Genomic DNA, 16,909 nt, shown 5'->3' on the forward strand with positions numbered 1-16,909 from the left:
AAGCGAAAGAGGACGCCATGACCCTTCCTGCCCCGACCCGCGATGCTGCGCTTGCACATATCGCAGATTTCACGCCGCATATGGGCGCGCGCTACGCCAAGCGCCGCAACACAGATTACGGGCCGAGACGTCATGGCGCGGTGTCGTGCCTGTCGCCGCATCTGCGCCGCAGGCTTGTGGCGGAAGATGAAGTGATCGCCGCAGCGCTTGCCGCGCATGGCCAGGAAGGTGCCGAGAAATTCATTCAGGAAGTGGTCTGGCGCAGCTATTTCAAAGGCTGGATGGAGCACCGCCCGACAACATGGACCACCTACCGCGACGGTCTGGAGCGCGATTTCGAGGTGCTGACCAAGGACCGCAAGCTGCGCGCGCAAGTGCAAGCCGCGACCGAAGGGCGCACGGGGCTGGACTGTTTCGATGCTTGGGCAACCGAACTGGTCGACACCGGCTACCTGCACAACCATGCGCGTATGTGGTTCGCGTCTATCTGGATATTCACCTTCGGCCTGCCATGGCGGCTGGGCGCGGATTTCTTCCTGCGCAATCTGCTAGATGGAGACCCCGCGTCAAACACCTTGGGCTGGCGCTGGGTCGCGGGGCTGCACACGCGCGGCAAGACCTATGCCGCGCAGGCGTGGAACATCGCCAAATTCACCGACGGTCGCTTCGTGCCACGCGACACGGATCTGGCCCCGGATGCCCCGGCTTTGGTGCATGAAGAACCCGACGGATTGCCAGACCGGCTTGGCCTGCGCATGCCGCTGCTGCCGGACCTGTCCAAACCGACCGCGCTGTTGCTGACAGAGGAAGACTGCTCCCCAACCCTGCCGGATGGCCTGACAATCGTGACCACGGCAACACTGGAAGCCAGCCACCTGCGCTCCCCCGAAACCGTTGCCGACCATGTCACCGAATTCGAGCGCGCTGCCCTGCGCGATACCGCGCAACGGCTTGGGCATAGAGCGTTCGAAATGCGTGCCGGCTTGCCTCGCGATCTGGCCAAATGGGCCGCACAGGCGGGCGCGCGCCAGATCGTGACCCCGTTCGTGCCACAAGGCTACGTGCGCGACTGGCTAGACAGCGCACAGCCCGCGCTGGACGCGCAGGGCATTACCCTGACAGAGGTTCAGCGCGACTGGGACAAGCGCATCTGGCCGCATGCCACGGCGGGCTTTTTCAAGGTGAAGACGAAAATCCCTGCAATCCTGCAAGATGCAGCATTGGTCTGACACTCTGTAGGGGATCATGGTGAGCCGGCAGGGGTTCGAACCCTGGACCTACTGATTAAAAGTCAGTTGCTCTACCGGCTGAGCTACCGGCTCACTCTGAGGCCGCTACTTAGAAAAGGCCGGGCACAGGGTCAAGGACAAAAGCCACGCGGGCGCAATGTTTTCACGGCAAGCTTGCGCGCGGGGCTGGTCAGGTCGCGAACCCGTCGTTATATGGCGCGCATGACTGGCACGGCCCTGACCTTTTCCAAAATGCACGGCGCAGGCAATGATTTCGTCGTAATCGACTCGCGCAGCCGCGCAGCCGGAATGATGGATGCTGCCTTGGCCCGCGCCATTGGCGATCGGCATCGCGGCGTCGGGTTCGACCAGCTGGCAGAATTGCGCCCGGCAGAGGACGCTGATCTGGCGCTGGATTTCTGGAATGCCGATGGCACGCAGGCTGGCGCTTGCGGCAATGCCACGCGTTGCGTGGCGGCCATGGTCATGGGGCAGACAGGGGCGCAGACGCTGACCATCCGCACCGCGCGAGGGTTGCTGCGGGCCGAGGATCGGGACGGTCAAATCTGGGTCAATATGGGCGCGCCGGTGCTGGAGTGGCAGGGCATACCGCTGGCGCGCGATTGCGACACGTTGCATCTGCCGCTGTCCGGCGACCCGGCGGGCGTAGGAATGGGCAACCCGCATTGCGTGTTTTTCGTTCCCGATGCAGAGGCGGCGCCCGTGGCCACTCACGGCCCGGTCGTAGAACATGACCCGCTTTTTCCAGAGGCAACGAATGTCGAATTTGCGTCGCAGGTTGCCCCAGATCATCTGCGCCTGCGGGTGTGGGAGCGGGGCACGGGCATTACGCTCGCCTGTGGTTCCGGTGCCTGCGCGACGGCAGTTGCCGCCAACCTGCGCGGCCTGACCGGGCGGCAGGTCAAGATCACCGCCGATGGCGGAACGCTGATGGTGGATTGGCGCGACGATGGCGTCTGGCTGACAGGCCCGGTCGCGCATGTCTTTACCGCCACCTTGGCCAAAGGCTTTGGCGCATGAGCGCGCCGCGCTTCACGACCCTTGGTTGCCGCCTGAACGCTTACGAAACCGAAGCGATGAAGGCTCTGGCCGAAGGCGCGGGCGTGCGTGATGCGCTGGTGGTGAACACTTGCGCAGTCACATCAGAGGCCGTGCGCAAAGCCCGTCAGGAAATTCGCCGCCTGCGGCGTGAGAACCCCGATGCGCCAATTATCGTGACCGGTTGCGCCGCACAGACAGAACCCGAAACCTTCGCCGCCATGCCCGAAGTGACACGCGTCATCGGCAATTCAGAAAAGATGCACCCCGCCACCTGGGCCAGCCTGACCCCCGACCTCATCGGCCAGACCGAGCGCGTGCAGGTCGATGACATCATGTCGGTGACCGAGACCGCAAGCCATCTGATCGACGGGTTCGGCACCCGCGCGCGTGCTTATGTTCAGGTGCAAAATGGCTGCGACCATCGCTGCACCTTTTGCATCATCCCTTACGGACGTGGCAATTCGCGTTCAGTTCCGGCTGGCGTGGTGGTGGACCAGATCAAACGGCTGGTGGGTGAAGGGTATCTGGAGGTCGTTCTGACCGGCGTGGACCTGACAAGCTGGGGCGCGGACCTGCCAAGCACGCCGCGACTGGGCGATCTGGTGCGCCGCATTCTGCGGTTGGTCCCCGATCTGGCGCGGCTGCGGATTTCGTCGATCGATTCGATCGAAGCCGACCCCGCGCTGATGGAAGCCATCGCATCTGAACCGCGCCTGATGCCGCATCTGCACCTGTCCTTGCAGGCAGGCGATGACATGATCCTGAAACGCATGAAGCGCCGCCACCTGCGCGACGATGCGATTGCCTTTTGCACCGAAGCGCGCGCCTTGCGCCCAGACATGGTGTTTGGCGCAGATATCATCGCGGGCTTCCCGACTGAAACCGAAACAATGTTCGAAAACTCGTTGAAGCTGGTCGAAGACTGCGGGCTGACATGGCTGCATGTCTTTCCGTTCAGCCCGCGCAAGGGCACGCCTGCCGCGCGTATGCCGCAAGTCAATGGGGCGGTCGTCCGTGACCGCGCCGCCCGCCTGCGTGCAGCGGGCAACGCTACCGTTACGCGACATCTGTCGGCGCAGGTCGGACAGGCGCACCCGGTGCTGATGGAAAATCCGCGCATGGGCCGCACGCCACAATTTGCCGAAGTGGTGTTCAGGGCAGATCAGCCCGTGGGGCAGATCGTGCAGGCCCGGATTGCAGGGCATGATGGCGCGCAACTGAGCGCAAGCGCATAGAGTGCCCCCACGAATAATTTGAAACGCGCCCCGGGCTTGACCCGGGGCCTTGCGGTTGGCTGACCCAGAGGCTCCGGGTCAAGCCCGGAGCGCGTGGTCCACGGCTTAGCCGTCGGACACCATTCCCTTCAACCTATACACCACATCCAGCGCCTCTCGCGGGGACAGTGTATCGGGATTGACCTCTGCCAATGCGTCCAACACCGGCGAAGGTTTGGCGGGCGCAGGTGCAGGGGTCTGCACAGCAGAAAACAGCGGCAGATCATCGATCAACGCCTTGGGCGAGGTGCTGCGCGCGCCGTCCTCCAACGCCGCCAGCACCTCGCGCGCCCGCGCGATCACTGGCGCGGGCAGGCCCGCCAGCTTGGCGACCTGCACACCATAGCTGCGATCGGCCGCGCCACGCCGCACCTCGTGCAGGAAGACGACATCCCCCTCCCATTCCTTGACGGCCACGGTCGCGTTTTGCACACCCGCCAACCGGTCCGACAGCGCCGTCATCTCGTGGTAATGCGTGGCGAACAGGGCGCGGGTGCGGTTTACATCGTGCAAATGTTCCAATGTGGCCCACGCAATCGACAGCCCGTCATAGGTTGCCGTGCCGCGCCCGATTTCATCCAAGATCACCAGCGCGCGATCATCGGCCTGGTTCAGGATCGCAGCCGTTTCGACCATTTCAACCATGAAGGTGGACCGCCCCCGCGCCAGATCGTCGCTGGCCCCCACGCGGCTGAACACCTGACTGACCATTCCGATATGTGCCGCGCGCGCAGGCACCCACGCGCCCATCTGCGCCAGAATGGCGATCAGCGCGTTTTGCCGCAGAAAGGTCGATTTACCCGCCATATTCGGGCCGGTCAGCAGCCAAATGGCCGCCCCCTGCTCCGCCGACAGGTCGCAATCATTCGCAATGAAAGGGCTGCCCGCACGGGCAAGCGCCGCCTCGACCACGGGGTGACGCCCACCATCAATGGCAAAAGCGCGGCTGTCATCCAACTTGGGTGCGCACCAGTCGCCGGCGCGTGCCAGATCGGCCAGCGCAGCGGAAAGGTCGAGTTCCGCCAAGGCTCGCGCAGCCTGGGCAAGCGGCGCGGCAGCGTCGAGCACTTGGGCGCGAAGACCCTCGAACAGCCGTTTTTCAATTTCCAACGCGCGCCCGCCCGCGTTCAGAATGCGGGTCTCCATCTCGGACAGTTCGACCGTGGTGAAGCGCACCTGATTGGCGGTGGTCTGGCGGTGGATGAACCGCTCGGACAAAGGCGGGGCCAGCATCCGTTCGGCATGGGTGCTGGTCACTTCGATAAAATAGCCCAAGACATTATTATGCTTGATCTTGAGCGACCCGATGCCGCTATCCTGCGCATATTCCGCCTGCATGGCAGCAATGACGCTGCGGCCTTCGTCGCGCAGGCGGCGGGCCTCGTCCAGATCGGGCTCATGGCCGGGCGCAATAAAGCCACCATCACGCGCCAAAAGCGGCGGCTCTGCCACTAACGCGGTGTCGAGCGCATCAAGCAGATGGTCATGGCCCAAAAGCCCTGCGCGGGCGTCTGCCAACAGGACGGGCAACTCCGGGAGGTGCAACATGTCTGCCAGCGCGCCTGCCTGCGCCAGCGCTGCGCGCACCGCACCCAGATCGCGCGGGCCGCCCCTGTCCAACGCCAAGCGCGACAGCGCGCGGTCCAGATCGGGCACGGCTTTCAACGCTTGGCGCAGATCACCACAGAGCCGCGATTGCCCGTGCAGAAAGCTGACACAAGCCTGCCGCGCCAAGGCGCTGCCAACCCGGCGGGCGGGCGCCGACAAACGCCGCTCCAACAATCGCGCGCCTGCGGCCGTGACAGTGCGATCCATCGCCGCCAGAAGCGAGCCGTCGCGCCCGCCGGATAATGCCTGCGTCAGTTCCAGATTGCGGCGCGTGGCCGCGTCAATTTGCACCGCCGCATCGGCGCTTTCCACTGTCGGGGGCTGCAACAGGGGCAGCTTGCCGCGTTGTGTCAGGTCCAGGTAATCCACCAGCGCGCCCAAGGCCGCGCGCTCGGGCCGGGCAAATTGACCGAACCCATCAAGAGTTTGCACACCGTATAGGTTGCATAACCGTCGCTCTGCGGACCCACTGTCGAAACCGGCAGGGGCCAGCGCCGTCAGCGCCGCGCCCATATCCTCGACCAGCGGGCGCAGGGATTCAGCCATCGGATCGGCCACCAGAACTTCGCGCGGGGCCAGCCGTGCAAGCTCTGGCCCAAGTTGCGCGCGCGGGCAGGGCATGACTCGCACCTGGCCCGTCGAAATATCGGCCCAGGCCAGCGCGCCCGCGTCCCTAATTTCGGCATATGCGGCAAGGAAATTGTGCCGTCGCGCATCTAGCAAGCTGTCTTCGGTCAGCGTGCCGGGAGTGACAAGGCGCACCACCTCGCGCCGCACGACGGATTTATAGCCGCGCTTCTTGGCCTGTTCCGGGCTTTCCATCTGTTCGGCAATCGCCACGCGAAAGCCTTTGCGGATCAGCGTTAGCAGATACCCCTCAGACGCATGATGCGGCACGCCGCACATGGCGATATCCTCGCCCGCGTGCTTGCCGCGCTTGGTCAGCGCAATGTCCAGCGCCGCCGCCGCGGCAACGGCATCATCGAAGAACAATTCGTAGAAATCGCCCATGCGGTAGAATAGCAGCGCATCGGGGTGCTGGGCTTTGACCTCCAGATACTGGGCCATCATGGGGGTGACAGTATCGCTCACGCATACGCTCCGGCTAAAGGCGGTGGCGCAGACCCTAGCGAAGCCCGCGACTATGCGAAAGAGGGCTGATCCCCGGTTTTCCTTGCCCGGTCTCAGGGTGCTGGCTACCTTACCTGAAAACCAACAGAGGATGCCATGACAGACACGCCCCGCTTTGATAAATCCCGCCTGCCCTCTCGCCATGTGACCGAAGGGCCGTCCCGTGCGCCGCACCGGTCCTATTTCTATGCCATGGGCCTGACAGAAAAGGAAATTCACCAGCCGTGGGTGGGCGTTGCAACCTGCTGGAACGAAGCTGCGCCCTGCAACATCTCGCTCGACCGTCAGGCCAAGGTGGTGAAAAAGGGTGTCGCCAAAGGTGGTGGCACTGCGCGCGAATTCACCACCATCACCGTGACCGACGGCATCGCCATGGGGCATGAGGGGATGAAATCCTCGCTGGCGTCGCGCGAAGCGATTGCCGACACAGTAGAACTGACCATGCGCGGGCATTGCTATGACGCGCTTGTGGGGCTGGCGGGCTGCGACAAATCTTTGCCCGGCATGATGATGGCCATGGTTCGGCTGAACGTGCCTTCTGTCTTCATTTATGGCGGGTCCATTCTGCCCGGTCGGCTGGATGGCAAGGACGTGACCGTGCAGGACGTGTTCGAAGCGGTTGGAAAGCATCAGGCAGGCAATTACTCCGATGCCGAACTGGCGGTGCTGGAGCGTGTCGCCTGCCCAAGCGCCGGGGCCTGCGGGGGGCAATTCACCGCCAACACCATGGCCTGCGTGTCCGAAGCGATCGGGCTTGCGCTGCTGAACAGCTCTGGTGCGCCCGCGCCCTACGAGTCGCGCGACCAATATTGCGAGGAATCAGGCCGCACCGTCATGGACCTGCTGGCCCGGAACCTGCGCCCACGCGACATTGTCACCCGCAAATCACTGGAAAACGCCGCCCGCGTCGTCGCCTGCACCGGCGGGTCCACGAATGCGGGGCTGCATTTGCCCGCCATCGCGCATGAGGCGGGGATTGATTTCGACCTGAAAGATGTCTGCGACATTTTCCGCGACACGCCCTATTTCGTGAACCTGAAACCGGGCGGCGACTATGTGGCCAAAGACCTGTATGAGGTGGGTGGCCTGCCCGTGGTTCTGAAGGAATTGCGCAAGGCCGGGCTGGTCCATGAAGATTGCCTGACCGTTACAGGGCGCAGCATTGGGGAAGAACTCGACCGCATTTCGCTAGAGGCTGACGGGCGGGTAATTCACCCCATTTCCAACCCGATCAGCAAGACCGGCGGGGTGGTCGGGCTGCACGGCAATCTGGCGCCCGATGGTGCGATTGTGAAGGTTGCGGGCATGTCCGAAGAGGACCAGGTCTTTACCGGTCCAGCGCGCGTGTTTGAATGCGAGGAAGATGCTTTCGCCGCCGTCAAGGCGCGTGACTACGAACCGGGCGACGTTATCGTCATTCGTAACGAAGGTCCGGCAGGCGGACCGGGTATGCGCGAAATGCTGGCCACGACGGCCGCGCTTTCGGGCCAAGCCATGGGCAAGCGCGTGGCGTTGATTACCGATGGCCGCTTTTCGGGCGCGACGCGTGGGTTCTGTGTGGGCCATGTTGGGCCGGAAGCCGCGCATGGCGGGCCGATTGCACTGCTGCAAAATGGCGACATGATTACGCTGAACGCGCTGACGGGCGAATTGTCGGTCGCCCTGTCGGATGAGGAGCTGGAATCGCGGCGCAAAGCATGGGCCGGCGCGCGACCGACCATTCATACCAGTGGCGCGCTGTATAAATACGCGCAGCTTGTGGGGCCGACCCGCTTGGGCGCAGTGACGCATCCGGGCGCGAAGGGCGAAGGCCACATCTACGCGGATATCTGAACGCGGGCACGGCGGGGCAAACCCCCGCCGTGCCGCTATCTTGTCGGCTTAGGCCGCGATCATTTCAGACTGACGCACGATTACTTCGGCCTGCTTTATAGACGCGATATCGACCAAACGGCCCTTGTAAACAGTTGCCCCTTCGCCGCGCGCCTTGGCCTGTTCCATCGCATCCAGAATTTCGCGGGCCTCGGCCACAGCCGCTTCGGACGGGGTAAAGACCTCGTTGGCAAGCGCCACCTGCTTGGGGTGGATTGCCCATTTGCCGACCATGCCCAAGGTGGCAGAGCGGCGCGCCTGCGCGCGGAAACCCTCATCATCGCTGAAGTCGCCAAAGGGGCCATCGACCGGAAGAACACCATGGGCGCGGCAGGCGGCAACGATGGCCGATTGCGCCCAATGCCACGGATCGGACCAGTATTGCGCACCCTCACGCAGCATATAGTAGTTTTCCTGCGTGCCCCCGATGCCGGTGGTGGACATACCCATCGACGCTGCGAAATCTGCCGCGCCAAGGGACATGGCGGTCAGGCGGGGCGAAGCGGCTGCGATTTCGGCGACATTGGTGATACCGGCGGCGGATTCGATAATGACCTCGAACCCGATGCGCTTTGTTCGGCCTTTCGCAGCCTCAACGGCGGTGACAAGCGCATCCACGGCGTAGATATCGGCAGCACAGCCCACTTTCGGGATCATGATCTGGTCCAGCCGCTCCGAGCCACGCTCCAGCAGGTCGACCACATCACGATACCAGAAGGGGCTGTCCAACCCGTTTATCCGCACCGAAAGGGTTTTCTTGCCCCAATCGACGTCATGGGTCGCCGCGATGACATTCTCGCGCGCGCTGTCTTTGTCCGAAGGCGCGACGGAATCCTCTAGATCCAGATTAATGACATCAGCGGCGCTGGCGGCCATCTTCTCGAACAGCGCCATGCGCGATCCGGGGCCAAACAATTGGCAACGATTGGGGCGGGCGACGGGCGCAGGTTGAAGGCGGAAGCTCATGATGTGACCTTTCGGGACAGGATATGTCGGAATGATGCGATTTTTTGGTATATTGTTGCATACCGGTTCGCAAGAGCTTTTCTGCGCTCGCAAAGGTCATGCTGCGCGGCAGCATAAGTGCGGTCATTATTTGCGCATAAATCCGTATTTAAGAGATTTTCTTCGCAAAATGGTAGATTAGATGACGCAAATCACGAAACACTCCCCTGAAACTTGGATAGACTAACGCAAAATCTGACCCCCGCATGTTGGAGGCCCGCATGATCGAAACTCCTTACTTGTTGTTCCTTGGCGATGCGCCGGACCCGTTGGCGGCCAAAGTCGCCCAAGGCATAAAGGATTGGCGGCCCGATTTCGCGCTTGGCCAGTTCCGCATGGACGGTTGCCGCGCCGATATGGGCCTGCCCGATATGACACTGGCCGACGCCAAGGCGGCCGGCGCGAAAACGCTGGTGATCGGGGTGGCCAACCGGGGCGGCGTTATTTCCGCCGCGTGGAAAAAAGTGCTGATCGCGGCGCTGGAAGAAGGGTTCGATCTGGCATCCGGCCTGCATAACCTGCTGCGCGATGAACCCGACCTGCAGGCCGTGGCCAAGGCAACCGGACGCAGGCTGCACGACGTGCGGGTGCCCTCGGTGCAATACCCCATCGCCAATGGCGAAAAACGCAGCGGCAAGCGTTGTCTGGCCGTGGGGACGGATTGTTCCGTCGGCAAGATGTATACCGCGCTGTGCATGGAGCGCGAGATGGTGGCGCGCGGCATGAAGGCCAGTTTCCGCGCCACCGGACAAACCGGCATCCTGATTACCGGCGATGGCGTGCCGCTGGATGCAGTGATCGCAGATTTCATGGCGGGCTCTGTTGAATGGCTGACGCCCGACAATGACCCCGACCATTGGGACCTGATCGAGGGGCAGGGATCATTGTTCCATGTGTCCTATTCGGGCGTGACCATGGCGTTGATCCATGGCGGGCAACCCGATGCGTTGATCCTGAGCCACGAGCCGACCCGCAGCCACATGCGCGGGCTGCCCGGCTATGATCTGCCGTCCTTGGAAGCCCTGCGCGATATGGCGCTGGCTCTGGCACGGGTGGCGAACCCGGCCTGTCAGGTGGTTGGAATTTCCGTCAACACCGCCGCTTTGGATGACGACGCGGCGCGCAGCTGTTGCGCCGAGATCGAGACGCGGATGGGCTTGCCGACGGTGGACCCGTTCCGCCACGGTGCCGGGCGATTGGTGGATGCCTTGGCGTCTGTATAAGGGGCTTTGCCCCTCTGGAGCCTGCGGCTCCATTCACCCCAGGATATTTAAGCAAGGATGAAAGGAGATCGCGTGTTGAGGGTTGTAACGGACCGCTTCGCCTTGGCAGAGGTATTCACCATCGCGCGCGGATCTCGGACGCATGCAGACGTGCTGCGTGCGGAACTGGCGCAAGATGGGGTGCGCGGGCATGGCGAATGTGTGCCCTATGCCCGGTATGGCGAAACGATTGCGTCGGTCCGGACGCAAATCGAAGGATTGGATGCCGGGATTGACCGACTGGCGTTGCAAGATGCGCTACCCGCCGGGGCCGCGCGCAATGCGGTGGATTGCGCGTTTTGGGATTGGGACGCGAAACGCGCGGGGCGCCGCGTTTGGGATTTGGCAGGATTGCAGGCACCGGCGCCGGTTGTGACGGCCTTCACCCTGTCGCTGGACACGCCCGAAAAGATGGAGTTGGCCGCGCGCAAACATGCCGCGCGGCCCTTGCTGAAGATCAAGCTGGGCACGGCTGACGATATGCCCCGGTTGGAGGCCGTGCGGCGGGGCGCGCCTGACACGCGCATCATCATTGACGCGAATGAGGGCTGGGATGCCGATGTCTATGCCGATCTGGCGCCGCATTTGCTGCGACTGGGTGTGGAGATGGTCGAGCAGCCTTTGCCCGCCGGGGCCGATGATATGTTGGCCGAGATTGCGCGCCCGCTGCCGGTTTGCGCGGACGAGAGCTGCCATGACCGCGCCAGCTTGCCCGCGCTGCGCGGCAAGTATGACATGGTCAACATAAAGCTGGATAAGACCGGCGGCTTGACCGAGGCGCTGGCGCTGCGCGATGCCGCCCGCGCCGAAGGCTACCGCGTGATGGTCGGCTGTATGGTTGGGTCGTCCCTGGCCATGGCACCGGCTGTTCTGGTCGCACAGGGCGCTGACATCGTCGATCTGGACGGGCCGTTGTTGTTGGCAGAGGACCGCGATCCGGCGTTGTTTTATGACGCAAGCGGCGTGCACCCACCCTTGCCTGAACTATGGGGCTGACGGCTCTTCCCCAAGGCTCGCGCATGCGCTAATCAGTCGTGATCCGCCACAAGGAGAGCCAGATGCCCCGTTATCGTTCCCGCACCACCACTCATGGCCGTAACATGGCAGGCGCGCGCGGCCTGTGGCGCGCAACCGGCATGACCGACAGTGACTGGGACAAGCCGATCATCGCTATCGTCAACAGCTTTACCCAGTTCGTTCCGGGGCATGTGCACCTGAAAGACCTGGGCCAACTGGTGGCCCGCGAGGTCGAAAAAGCGGGCGGTGTGGCCAAGGAATTCAACACCATCGCGGTAGATGACGGCATTGCCATGGGGCATGACGGGATGCTGTATTCCCTGCCCTCACGCGAGGTGATCGCGGATTCGACTGAATACATGGTCAATGCCCATTGCGCCGATGCGATGGTCTGCATTTCCAACTGCGACAAGATCACACCTGGTATGCTGATGGCTGCGATGCGGCTGAACATCCCTGTTGTATTCGTGTCGGGCGGGCCGATGGAGGCCGGGAAAATCGAGGTCGACGGCGTTGAGAAGGCACTGGACCTTGTCGATGCGATGGTTGTTGCGGCCGATGACAAATATACCGACGCGCAAGTGCAAGCGATCGAAGAAGCCGCCTGCCCGACCTGCGGGTCATGTTCGGGCATGTTTACCGCCAATTCGATGAACTGTCTGACCGAAGCCTTGGGGCTGTCGCTGCCGGGCAATGGCTCGACATTGGCCACCCATGCCGACCGCGAAAAGCTGTTCAAGCGCGCGGGCCATCTGATCGTGGAAAACGCCAAGCGCTATTACGAGCAAGATGACGACAGCGTGCTGCCGCGCAACATTGCCAGCTTCAAAGCGTTCGAGAATGCAATGTCGCTGGATATCGCCATGGGCGGGTCCACCAACACCGTGTTGCACCTGTTGGCCGCCGCACATGAGGGCGGGATCGACTTTAGCATGCAGGATATCGACCGCCTGTCGCGCCGCGTGCCCTGCCTGTGCAAGGTGGCACCGGCCAAAGACGATGTGCATATGGAAGATGTCCACCGCGCCGGCGGCATCATGTCGATCCTGGGGCAATTGGACAATGCGGGCCTGCTGCACAATGACCTTCCAACCGTTCACAGCCCAACCATGGGCATGGCGCTGGATATGTGGGATGTCTCGCGCACCGACGACCCAGAGGTGCAGCAATTCTACCGTGCTGCCCCCGGCGGCGTGCGCACAACGCAAGCATTTTCGCAAGCGAACCGCTACAAAACGCTGGATACCGACCGCGAGACGGGTGTCATCCGCACCAAAGAACATGCGTTCAGCCAAGACGGCGGTTTGGCGGTGCTGTTCGGCAATCTGGCAGAACAGGGCTGCATTGTGAAAACGGCGGGCGTGGATGACAGTATCCTGAAATTCAGCGGCCCTGCGCGCGTGTTCGAGAGCCAGGACGATGCTGTCAGCGGTATTCTGACCGGTAAGGTCGTGGCTGGCGAAGTGGTCGTCATCCGCTACGAGGGGCCACGCGGCGGACCGGGGATGCAGGAAATGCTATACCCGACCAGCTATCTGAAATCGAAGGGGCTAGGCGCGGCCTGTGCTTTGGTCACGGACGGTCGCTTCTCGGGCGGCACATCGGGGCTGTCCATTGGCCATGTCTCGCCAGAGGCCGAAGAGGGCGGATTGATCGGGATTGTCGAAAATGGCGACCTGATCGAGATCGACATCCCGGAGCGCCGGATCGAGCTGAAGGTTGATGACGCGACCCTTGCCGCGCGCCGCGCCGCACAGGACGAAAAAGGCTGGAAGCCCGCCAAGCCGCGCCCCCGCAAGGTCTCTACTGCGCTGCGGGCCTATGCGGCGCTGACCACATCGGCGGCCATGGGGGCCGTGCGCAAATTGCCTGAAGGATGGTAAACCGAATGACCCGCATCGTCTATGTGAACGGCGACTACATGCCCGAGGGCGACGCCAAGATTTCGATTTTCGACCGTGGCTTCCTGATGGCCGATGGCGTCTACGAGGTGACGACTGTCATTGACGGCAAGCTGATCGACTTTGAGGGGCATTTCACGCGGCTGGAACGGTCCCTGGGCGAATTGGATATCGCTAACCCGATGGACCGCGACGCCTGGTTGGAGGTGCATCGCCAGCTTGTCGGACAAAATGCGGTCGATCAGGGCATGATCTACTTGCAAGTGACGCGCGGCGCGCCGGGTGATCGGGATTTCGTATTTCCAGACCCGGACACCACCGCCCCAACAGTCGTGCTGTTCACGCAATCCAACCCTGCTTTGGTCGATAGCCCAAAGGCAAAAAAGGGCATCAAGGTCGTGACCATTGATGACCTGCGCTGGGGGCGGCGCGATATCAAGACGGTGCAACTGCTGTATCCAAGCATGGGCAAGATGATGGCGATCAAGCAAGGCGCGGATGACGCATGGATGGTGCAGGACGGCGCAATTACCGAGGGCACGTCAAACAACGCCTATATCATCAAGGACGGCAAGATCGTGACGCGGGCGCTGTCAAATGACATTCTGCACGGGATCACCCGCGCCGCCGTTCTGCGCTTTGCGCGCGAGGCGCAGATGCAGGTCGAGGAACGCAATTTCACCGTGGAAGAAGCAAAATCGGCGGATGAGGCGTTTGTCACATCAGCCAGCACCTTTGTCATGCCCGTGGTCTCTATTGACGGGACAGAGCTGGGGACAGGCACCCCCGGCCCCTTGGCAACCCGCTTGCGCGAGATTTACATCGAGGAAAGCCGCAAGGCGGCGATCTGAAACAGGACCGACCTCGTCATCAGGGTGCTAGACAGGCAAACTTGTGACGGGGTCCAGAATGGTTATGCTTGGATCGTAAAATCTGCCGATGTCCTGAATGAAGACGACAACCTCGCCATTATCGATGATAGACGTGGAGAAATCATCAACTTGAATGATGATGTCATGCGGATCATTGCTGCCATCCGGATTGACCGGCACATAGAGAAGGTTGTCATTCGTCAGCGGGTTGAAATCCGTTATGCGGGCGGGCCCGGCCCCCTCGTCTCCAACACCATAGATGACAAACACGTCGGAGCGCGCGCCACCGGTCAGCGTATCACCCAAACCGCCAGACAAGATATCATTGCCAGAGCCCCCGATCAGCACTGTCGCGCCGGTTCCATCAATGACTTCGCCGTCCCCTTCCGCTCGCATGAAGCCTTCACCGCGCAAGCTGTTCTGAATTCCGCTGTCACTGGCTAGGATCCTGTCTTCACCATTTCCCGCCACCACTTCAATAAATCCCGATCCGTCAGCGCCATCGAACACGTCATCGCCATTGCCTAAAATAACACGGTCGATCCCCTCAAAGGTTGTTGGCAGCAGGCTGCCGTCCGCGGGTTCAATCGTGATGATATCGCCCTCCGCGACGGTCACACGCATGTCCGCGCTCAAGGCGCTCAGGTCCAACGTGCTGAAGCGATCACCGCCAATATAGTTTCCGCCGCCTTGGAAGGCATCTGTCAGAACCAAGGTCACGTTACCTTCTGCATCCTCTTCCTCGGTCAAGCCAGAACCGCCACCCGATTCGGCATCGGACACGGAGGCACCATTCACTTCAACAGAAATCGCCGCCAGAAGCTCGGACGGGTCCGTGCCATCAAACCCTTCCAATTCGACCATCGGCAAACCATCAACACGGATCAATATACCTGTGTCGTCCGATGTGCGTTCAGCAGTCAGCGTTACGGTATCACCGAAAAACAGCGGACTACGCTCGTTTGGCCCATATTGATCCTGCGGCAAGTCATCAAAGGCGCTCATGAACTCACGGTTCAGGTCCAGCACAAGACTGTCTTCGCTTGGGTTAAAATCCCGAATCACGGGGGTTGAGAGAGCTTCGCCCCCGATGCTTTGCATAGCCCCGGTCAAATCCAGACCACCCAGCGAGATGACAAAAACATCCTCGCCCGCGCCGCCAGTCATTTCAGAGCCACCGGCACTTACGATCGTGTCACTGCCGCCGCCGCCGCGCAGGATCTGCACGGTGCTTCCCGGATCCATATGCTCGCCGATCAGAAAATCATCGCCTTCGCCGCCGAAAGCATGGTCGTCTTCAAGCGCAATCAGCAGGTCGTCACCAGCGCCACCATTCAGTTGGACACCAAATTCCGGAAATCCGATCAGCGTGTCGTTGCCCGCGAACCCATTGTAAACCGACACATCGTCACGCGCGGTAATCAGATCGTCACCTGGCCCATCTTGCCCCCGATCTTCAGGTTCCTCGTTTGGGTCGGCAGCTTCTTCGTCCGGGTCGGGCGGAGTATCTTCCTCCCGATCATTATAGCTATCGTCACTACCGACTTCTAAGAACGCCAATGCAGCAAAGGCCAGCAAAAAGCCGACAAATCCAAAACCCAGCATATCCCAACCCATCCCGAATAAATATGCTGTGAAGGCTAATCACATTTTAACAATAAAAATATCAGAATTCGGCCCAAGAGTCGTGACAATCGTTTCGGATTGTTGCGAAAAACAAGGTTAATCCAGCCGAATACATCCGTTTTCAACCTCGTCCGGAAAACGGTGTGCCGTGCGGTCGGACTGCTCGAATTCTGCGCAGACCTGTGTCTGGGTTACAGTGAACGGCTGCTGTGTAAAACGGTCCGTGTCGCGCGGATATGTGCCGCAAATAAAGTCCGCCCCGCCCTTACGCATCTTTTCGCATGTCAAATAGGCGGCCAAAGCCCGCAGATCATTCAGGCGCTGAGCATCGCGCTGTTCGCTCCGGGCCTGTTCCGGGCCACCCACCTGCCATAGGCCAAGCCCGATCATCAGAACCGTAAAGGGCAGTAGAAGGCGGGACATCACGGCTCTGCCAGAAAATCGCGGAACCAAGCGATGACCAGCAACGCCAAAAGCACAACAAGCGCGACCTTTGCAAGAAACTGCGTTGTGACGACACCCGTTAACCCTGCATAAACCACGGCAACAGCGGCACCAAGCAAAGCCAGCACCGACAGAAACAGCGTCATTGCGCCGAATTTCTGGCGCAGCGGTGCGCGGCGCTGGCCTGGATCATCAGATAGCGCGCGGGCGGCCCGACGATCCAACCACAGGAAAACCGGCAGGGCGACGACCAGAACCGCGATGGACCAGCGCATGGCGCCAAGGTTGCCAAACCCACGCTCGGAATACAGCGGGTCTGGCAACCACAGCTCGATCAGATTGAACCCCAGATCAATCAGATTGTAGGTCACTGTCAAAAGCGCGACGAACATAAGCCCATATAAGCACGGCATCCTGCCCGCTTGTTTGCGCTTGCGGACGCGGGACCGGCACGCCAAGATTATGGTCTGCCCAAGCGGAAAGCGCCGCTGTCACCTCTGCCTGCGACCAGCCTTCAGCCAGCAAGGCGATGCGCAAAGCATCGGGGCGGTGCCCCGCGCGCAACCCATGCTGAACGAAGGCTTCAAGCTGCTCTGCGGGTTTCAC

Annotated in this window: 14 protein-coding genes and 1 tRNA gene; 8 read left to right on the plus strand and 7 right to left on the minus strand. The window is 61.7% G+C overall.

Going from position 1 to position 16,909, the window contains the following annotated elements; all coding sequences use genetic code 11:
* Window positions 1–17 precede the first annotated feature (17 nt).
* Window positions 18–1,229 carry an FAD-binding domain-containing protein gene (locus M3N55_RS02910; protein ID WP_249056214.1) on the plus strand — a complete coding sequence of 404 codons (1,212 nt, stop codon included), beginning with the start codon at window positions 18–20 and terminating at the stop codon, window positions 1,227–1,229.
* A gap of 17 nt (window positions 1,230–1,246) precedes the next feature.
* Here the strand turns inward: M3N55_RS02910 and M3N55_RS02915 are convergent.
* A tRNA-Lys gene (locus tag M3N55_RS02915) sits at window positions 1,247–1,322 on the minus strand.
* A 129-nt stretch (window positions 1,323–1,451) separates the two neighbouring features.
* Between M3N55_RS02915 and dapF the strand changes: the two genes are divergently transcribed.
* Both dapF and mtaB read left to right on the plus strand, forming a co-directional pair.
* Window positions 1,452–2,270, plus strand: coding sequence for a diaminopimelate epimerase (gene dapF / locus M3N55_RS02920; protein ID WP_249056215.1), 819 nt, complete (start codon window positions 1,452–1,454; stop codon window positions 2,268–2,270).
* A complete protein-coding gene (mtaB, locus tag M3N55_RS02925; RefSeq protein WP_249056217.1) occupies window positions 2,267–3,526 on the plus strand; it encodes a tRNA (N(6)-L-threonylcarbamoyladenosine(37)-C(2))-methylthiotransferase MtaB in 1,260 nt (419 codons plus the stop codon). The genes dapF and mtaB overlap by 4 nt, the downstream gene beginning before the upstream one ends.
* A gap of 105 nt (window positions 3,527–3,631) precedes the next feature.
* Here the strand turns inward: mtaB and mutS are convergent, their stop codons facing one another.
* Window positions 3,632–6,244, minus strand: coding sequence for a DNA mismatch repair protein MutS (mutS, locus tag M3N55_RS02930; protein WP_249056584.1), 2,613 nt, complete (start codon window positions 6,242–6,244; stop codon window positions 3,632–3,634).
* 156 nt (window positions 6,245–6,400) lie between these two features.
* On the opposite strand from mutS, the gene ilvD (M3N55_RS02935) reads away from it, so the two are divergent.
* Window positions 6,401–8,137: a dihydroxy-acid dehydratase gene (ilvD, locus tag M3N55_RS02935; protein WP_249056219.1), complete on the plus strand. Its 1,737-nt coding sequence runs from the start codon at window positions 6,401–6,403 to the stop codon at window positions 8,135–8,137.
* 48 nt (window positions 8,138–8,185) lie between these two features.
* Here ilvD (M3N55_RS02935) and M3N55_RS02940 read toward each other — a convergent pair whose 3' ends face one another.
* Window positions 8,186–9,142, minus strand: coding sequence for an L-malyl-CoA/beta-methylmalyl-CoA lyase (locus tag M3N55_RS02940; RefSeq protein ID WP_249056222.1), 957 nt, complete (start codon window positions 9,140–9,142; stop codon window positions 8,186–8,188).
* Between the two features lie 260 nt (window positions 9,143–9,402).
* On the opposite strand from M3N55_RS02940, the gene dgcN reads away from it, so the two are divergent.
* The 4 genes from dgcN to M3N55_RS02960 all read left to right on the plus strand — a co-directional run bounded on the left by dgcN (window position 9,403) and on the right by M3N55_RS02960 (window position 14,212).
* Window positions 9,403–10,404: an N-acetyltransferase DgcN gene (dgcN, locus tag M3N55_RS02945; RefSeq protein ID WP_249056223.1), complete on the plus strand. Its 1,002-nt coding sequence runs from the start codon at window positions 9,403–9,405 to the stop codon at window positions 10,402–10,404.
* 57 nt (window positions 10,405–10,461) lie between these two features.
* On the plus strand, window positions 10,462–11,439 hold the full coding sequence (dgcA, locus tag M3N55_RS02950; protein WP_249056224.1) for an N-acetyl-D-Glu racemase DgcA: 978 nt from the start codon (window positions 10,462–10,464) through the stop codon (window positions 11,437–11,439).
* A 62-nt stretch (window positions 11,440–11,501) separates the two neighbouring features.
* The gene (gene ilvD / locus M3N55_RS02955) at window positions 11,502–13,343 is read left to right on the plus strand and encodes a dihydroxy-acid dehydratase (protein WP_249056227.1); all 1,842 of its coding nucleotides are present in this window, start codon (window positions 11,502–11,504) and stop codon (window positions 13,341–13,343) included.
* A gap of 5 nt (window positions 13,344–13,348) precedes the next feature.
* A complete protein-coding gene (locus tag M3N55_RS02960) occupies window positions 13,349–14,212 on the plus strand; it encodes a D-amino-acid transaminase (RefSeq protein WP_249056229.1) in 864 nt (287 codons plus the stop codon).
* Window positions 14,213–14,239: 27 nt separating this feature from the next.
* Here M3N55_RS02960 and M3N55_RS16695 read toward each other — a convergent pair whose 3' ends face one another.
* From M3N55_RS16695 to M3N55_RS02980, 4 genes are all read right to left on the minus strand, one after another.
* The gene (locus M3N55_RS16695; protein WP_283163851.1) at window positions 14,240–15,838 is read right to left on the minus strand and encodes a calcium-binding protein; all 1,599 of its coding nucleotides are present in this window, start codon (window positions 15,836–15,838) and stop codon (window positions 14,240–14,242) included.
* Between the two features lie 117 nt (window positions 15,839–15,955).
* A complete protein-coding gene (locus M3N55_RS02970; RefSeq protein ID WP_249056231.1) occupies window positions 15,956–16,282 on the minus strand; it encodes a hypothetical protein in 327 nt (108 codons plus the stop codon).
* On the minus strand, window positions 16,282–16,716 hold the full coding sequence (locus M3N55_RS02975; protein ID WP_249056233.1) for a DUF5671 domain-containing protein: 435 nt from the start codon (window positions 16,714–16,716) through the stop codon (window positions 16,282–16,284). Before M3N55_RS02975 ends, M3N55_RS02970 begins: the two co-directional genes overlap by 1 nt.
* A complete protein-coding gene (locus tag M3N55_RS02980; RefSeq protein ID WP_249056235.1) occupies window positions 16,655–16,909 on the minus strand; it encodes a hypothetical protein in 255 nt (84 codons plus the stop codon). The genes M3N55_RS02975 and M3N55_RS02980 overlap by 62 nt, the downstream gene beginning before the upstream one ends.

Source organism: Roseinatronobacter domitianus (genome assembly GCF_023336755.1).
Taxonomy (GTDB): Bacteria; Pseudomonadota; Alphaproteobacteria; order Rhodobacterales; family Rhodobacteraceae; genus Roseinatronobacter; species Roseinatronobacter domitianus.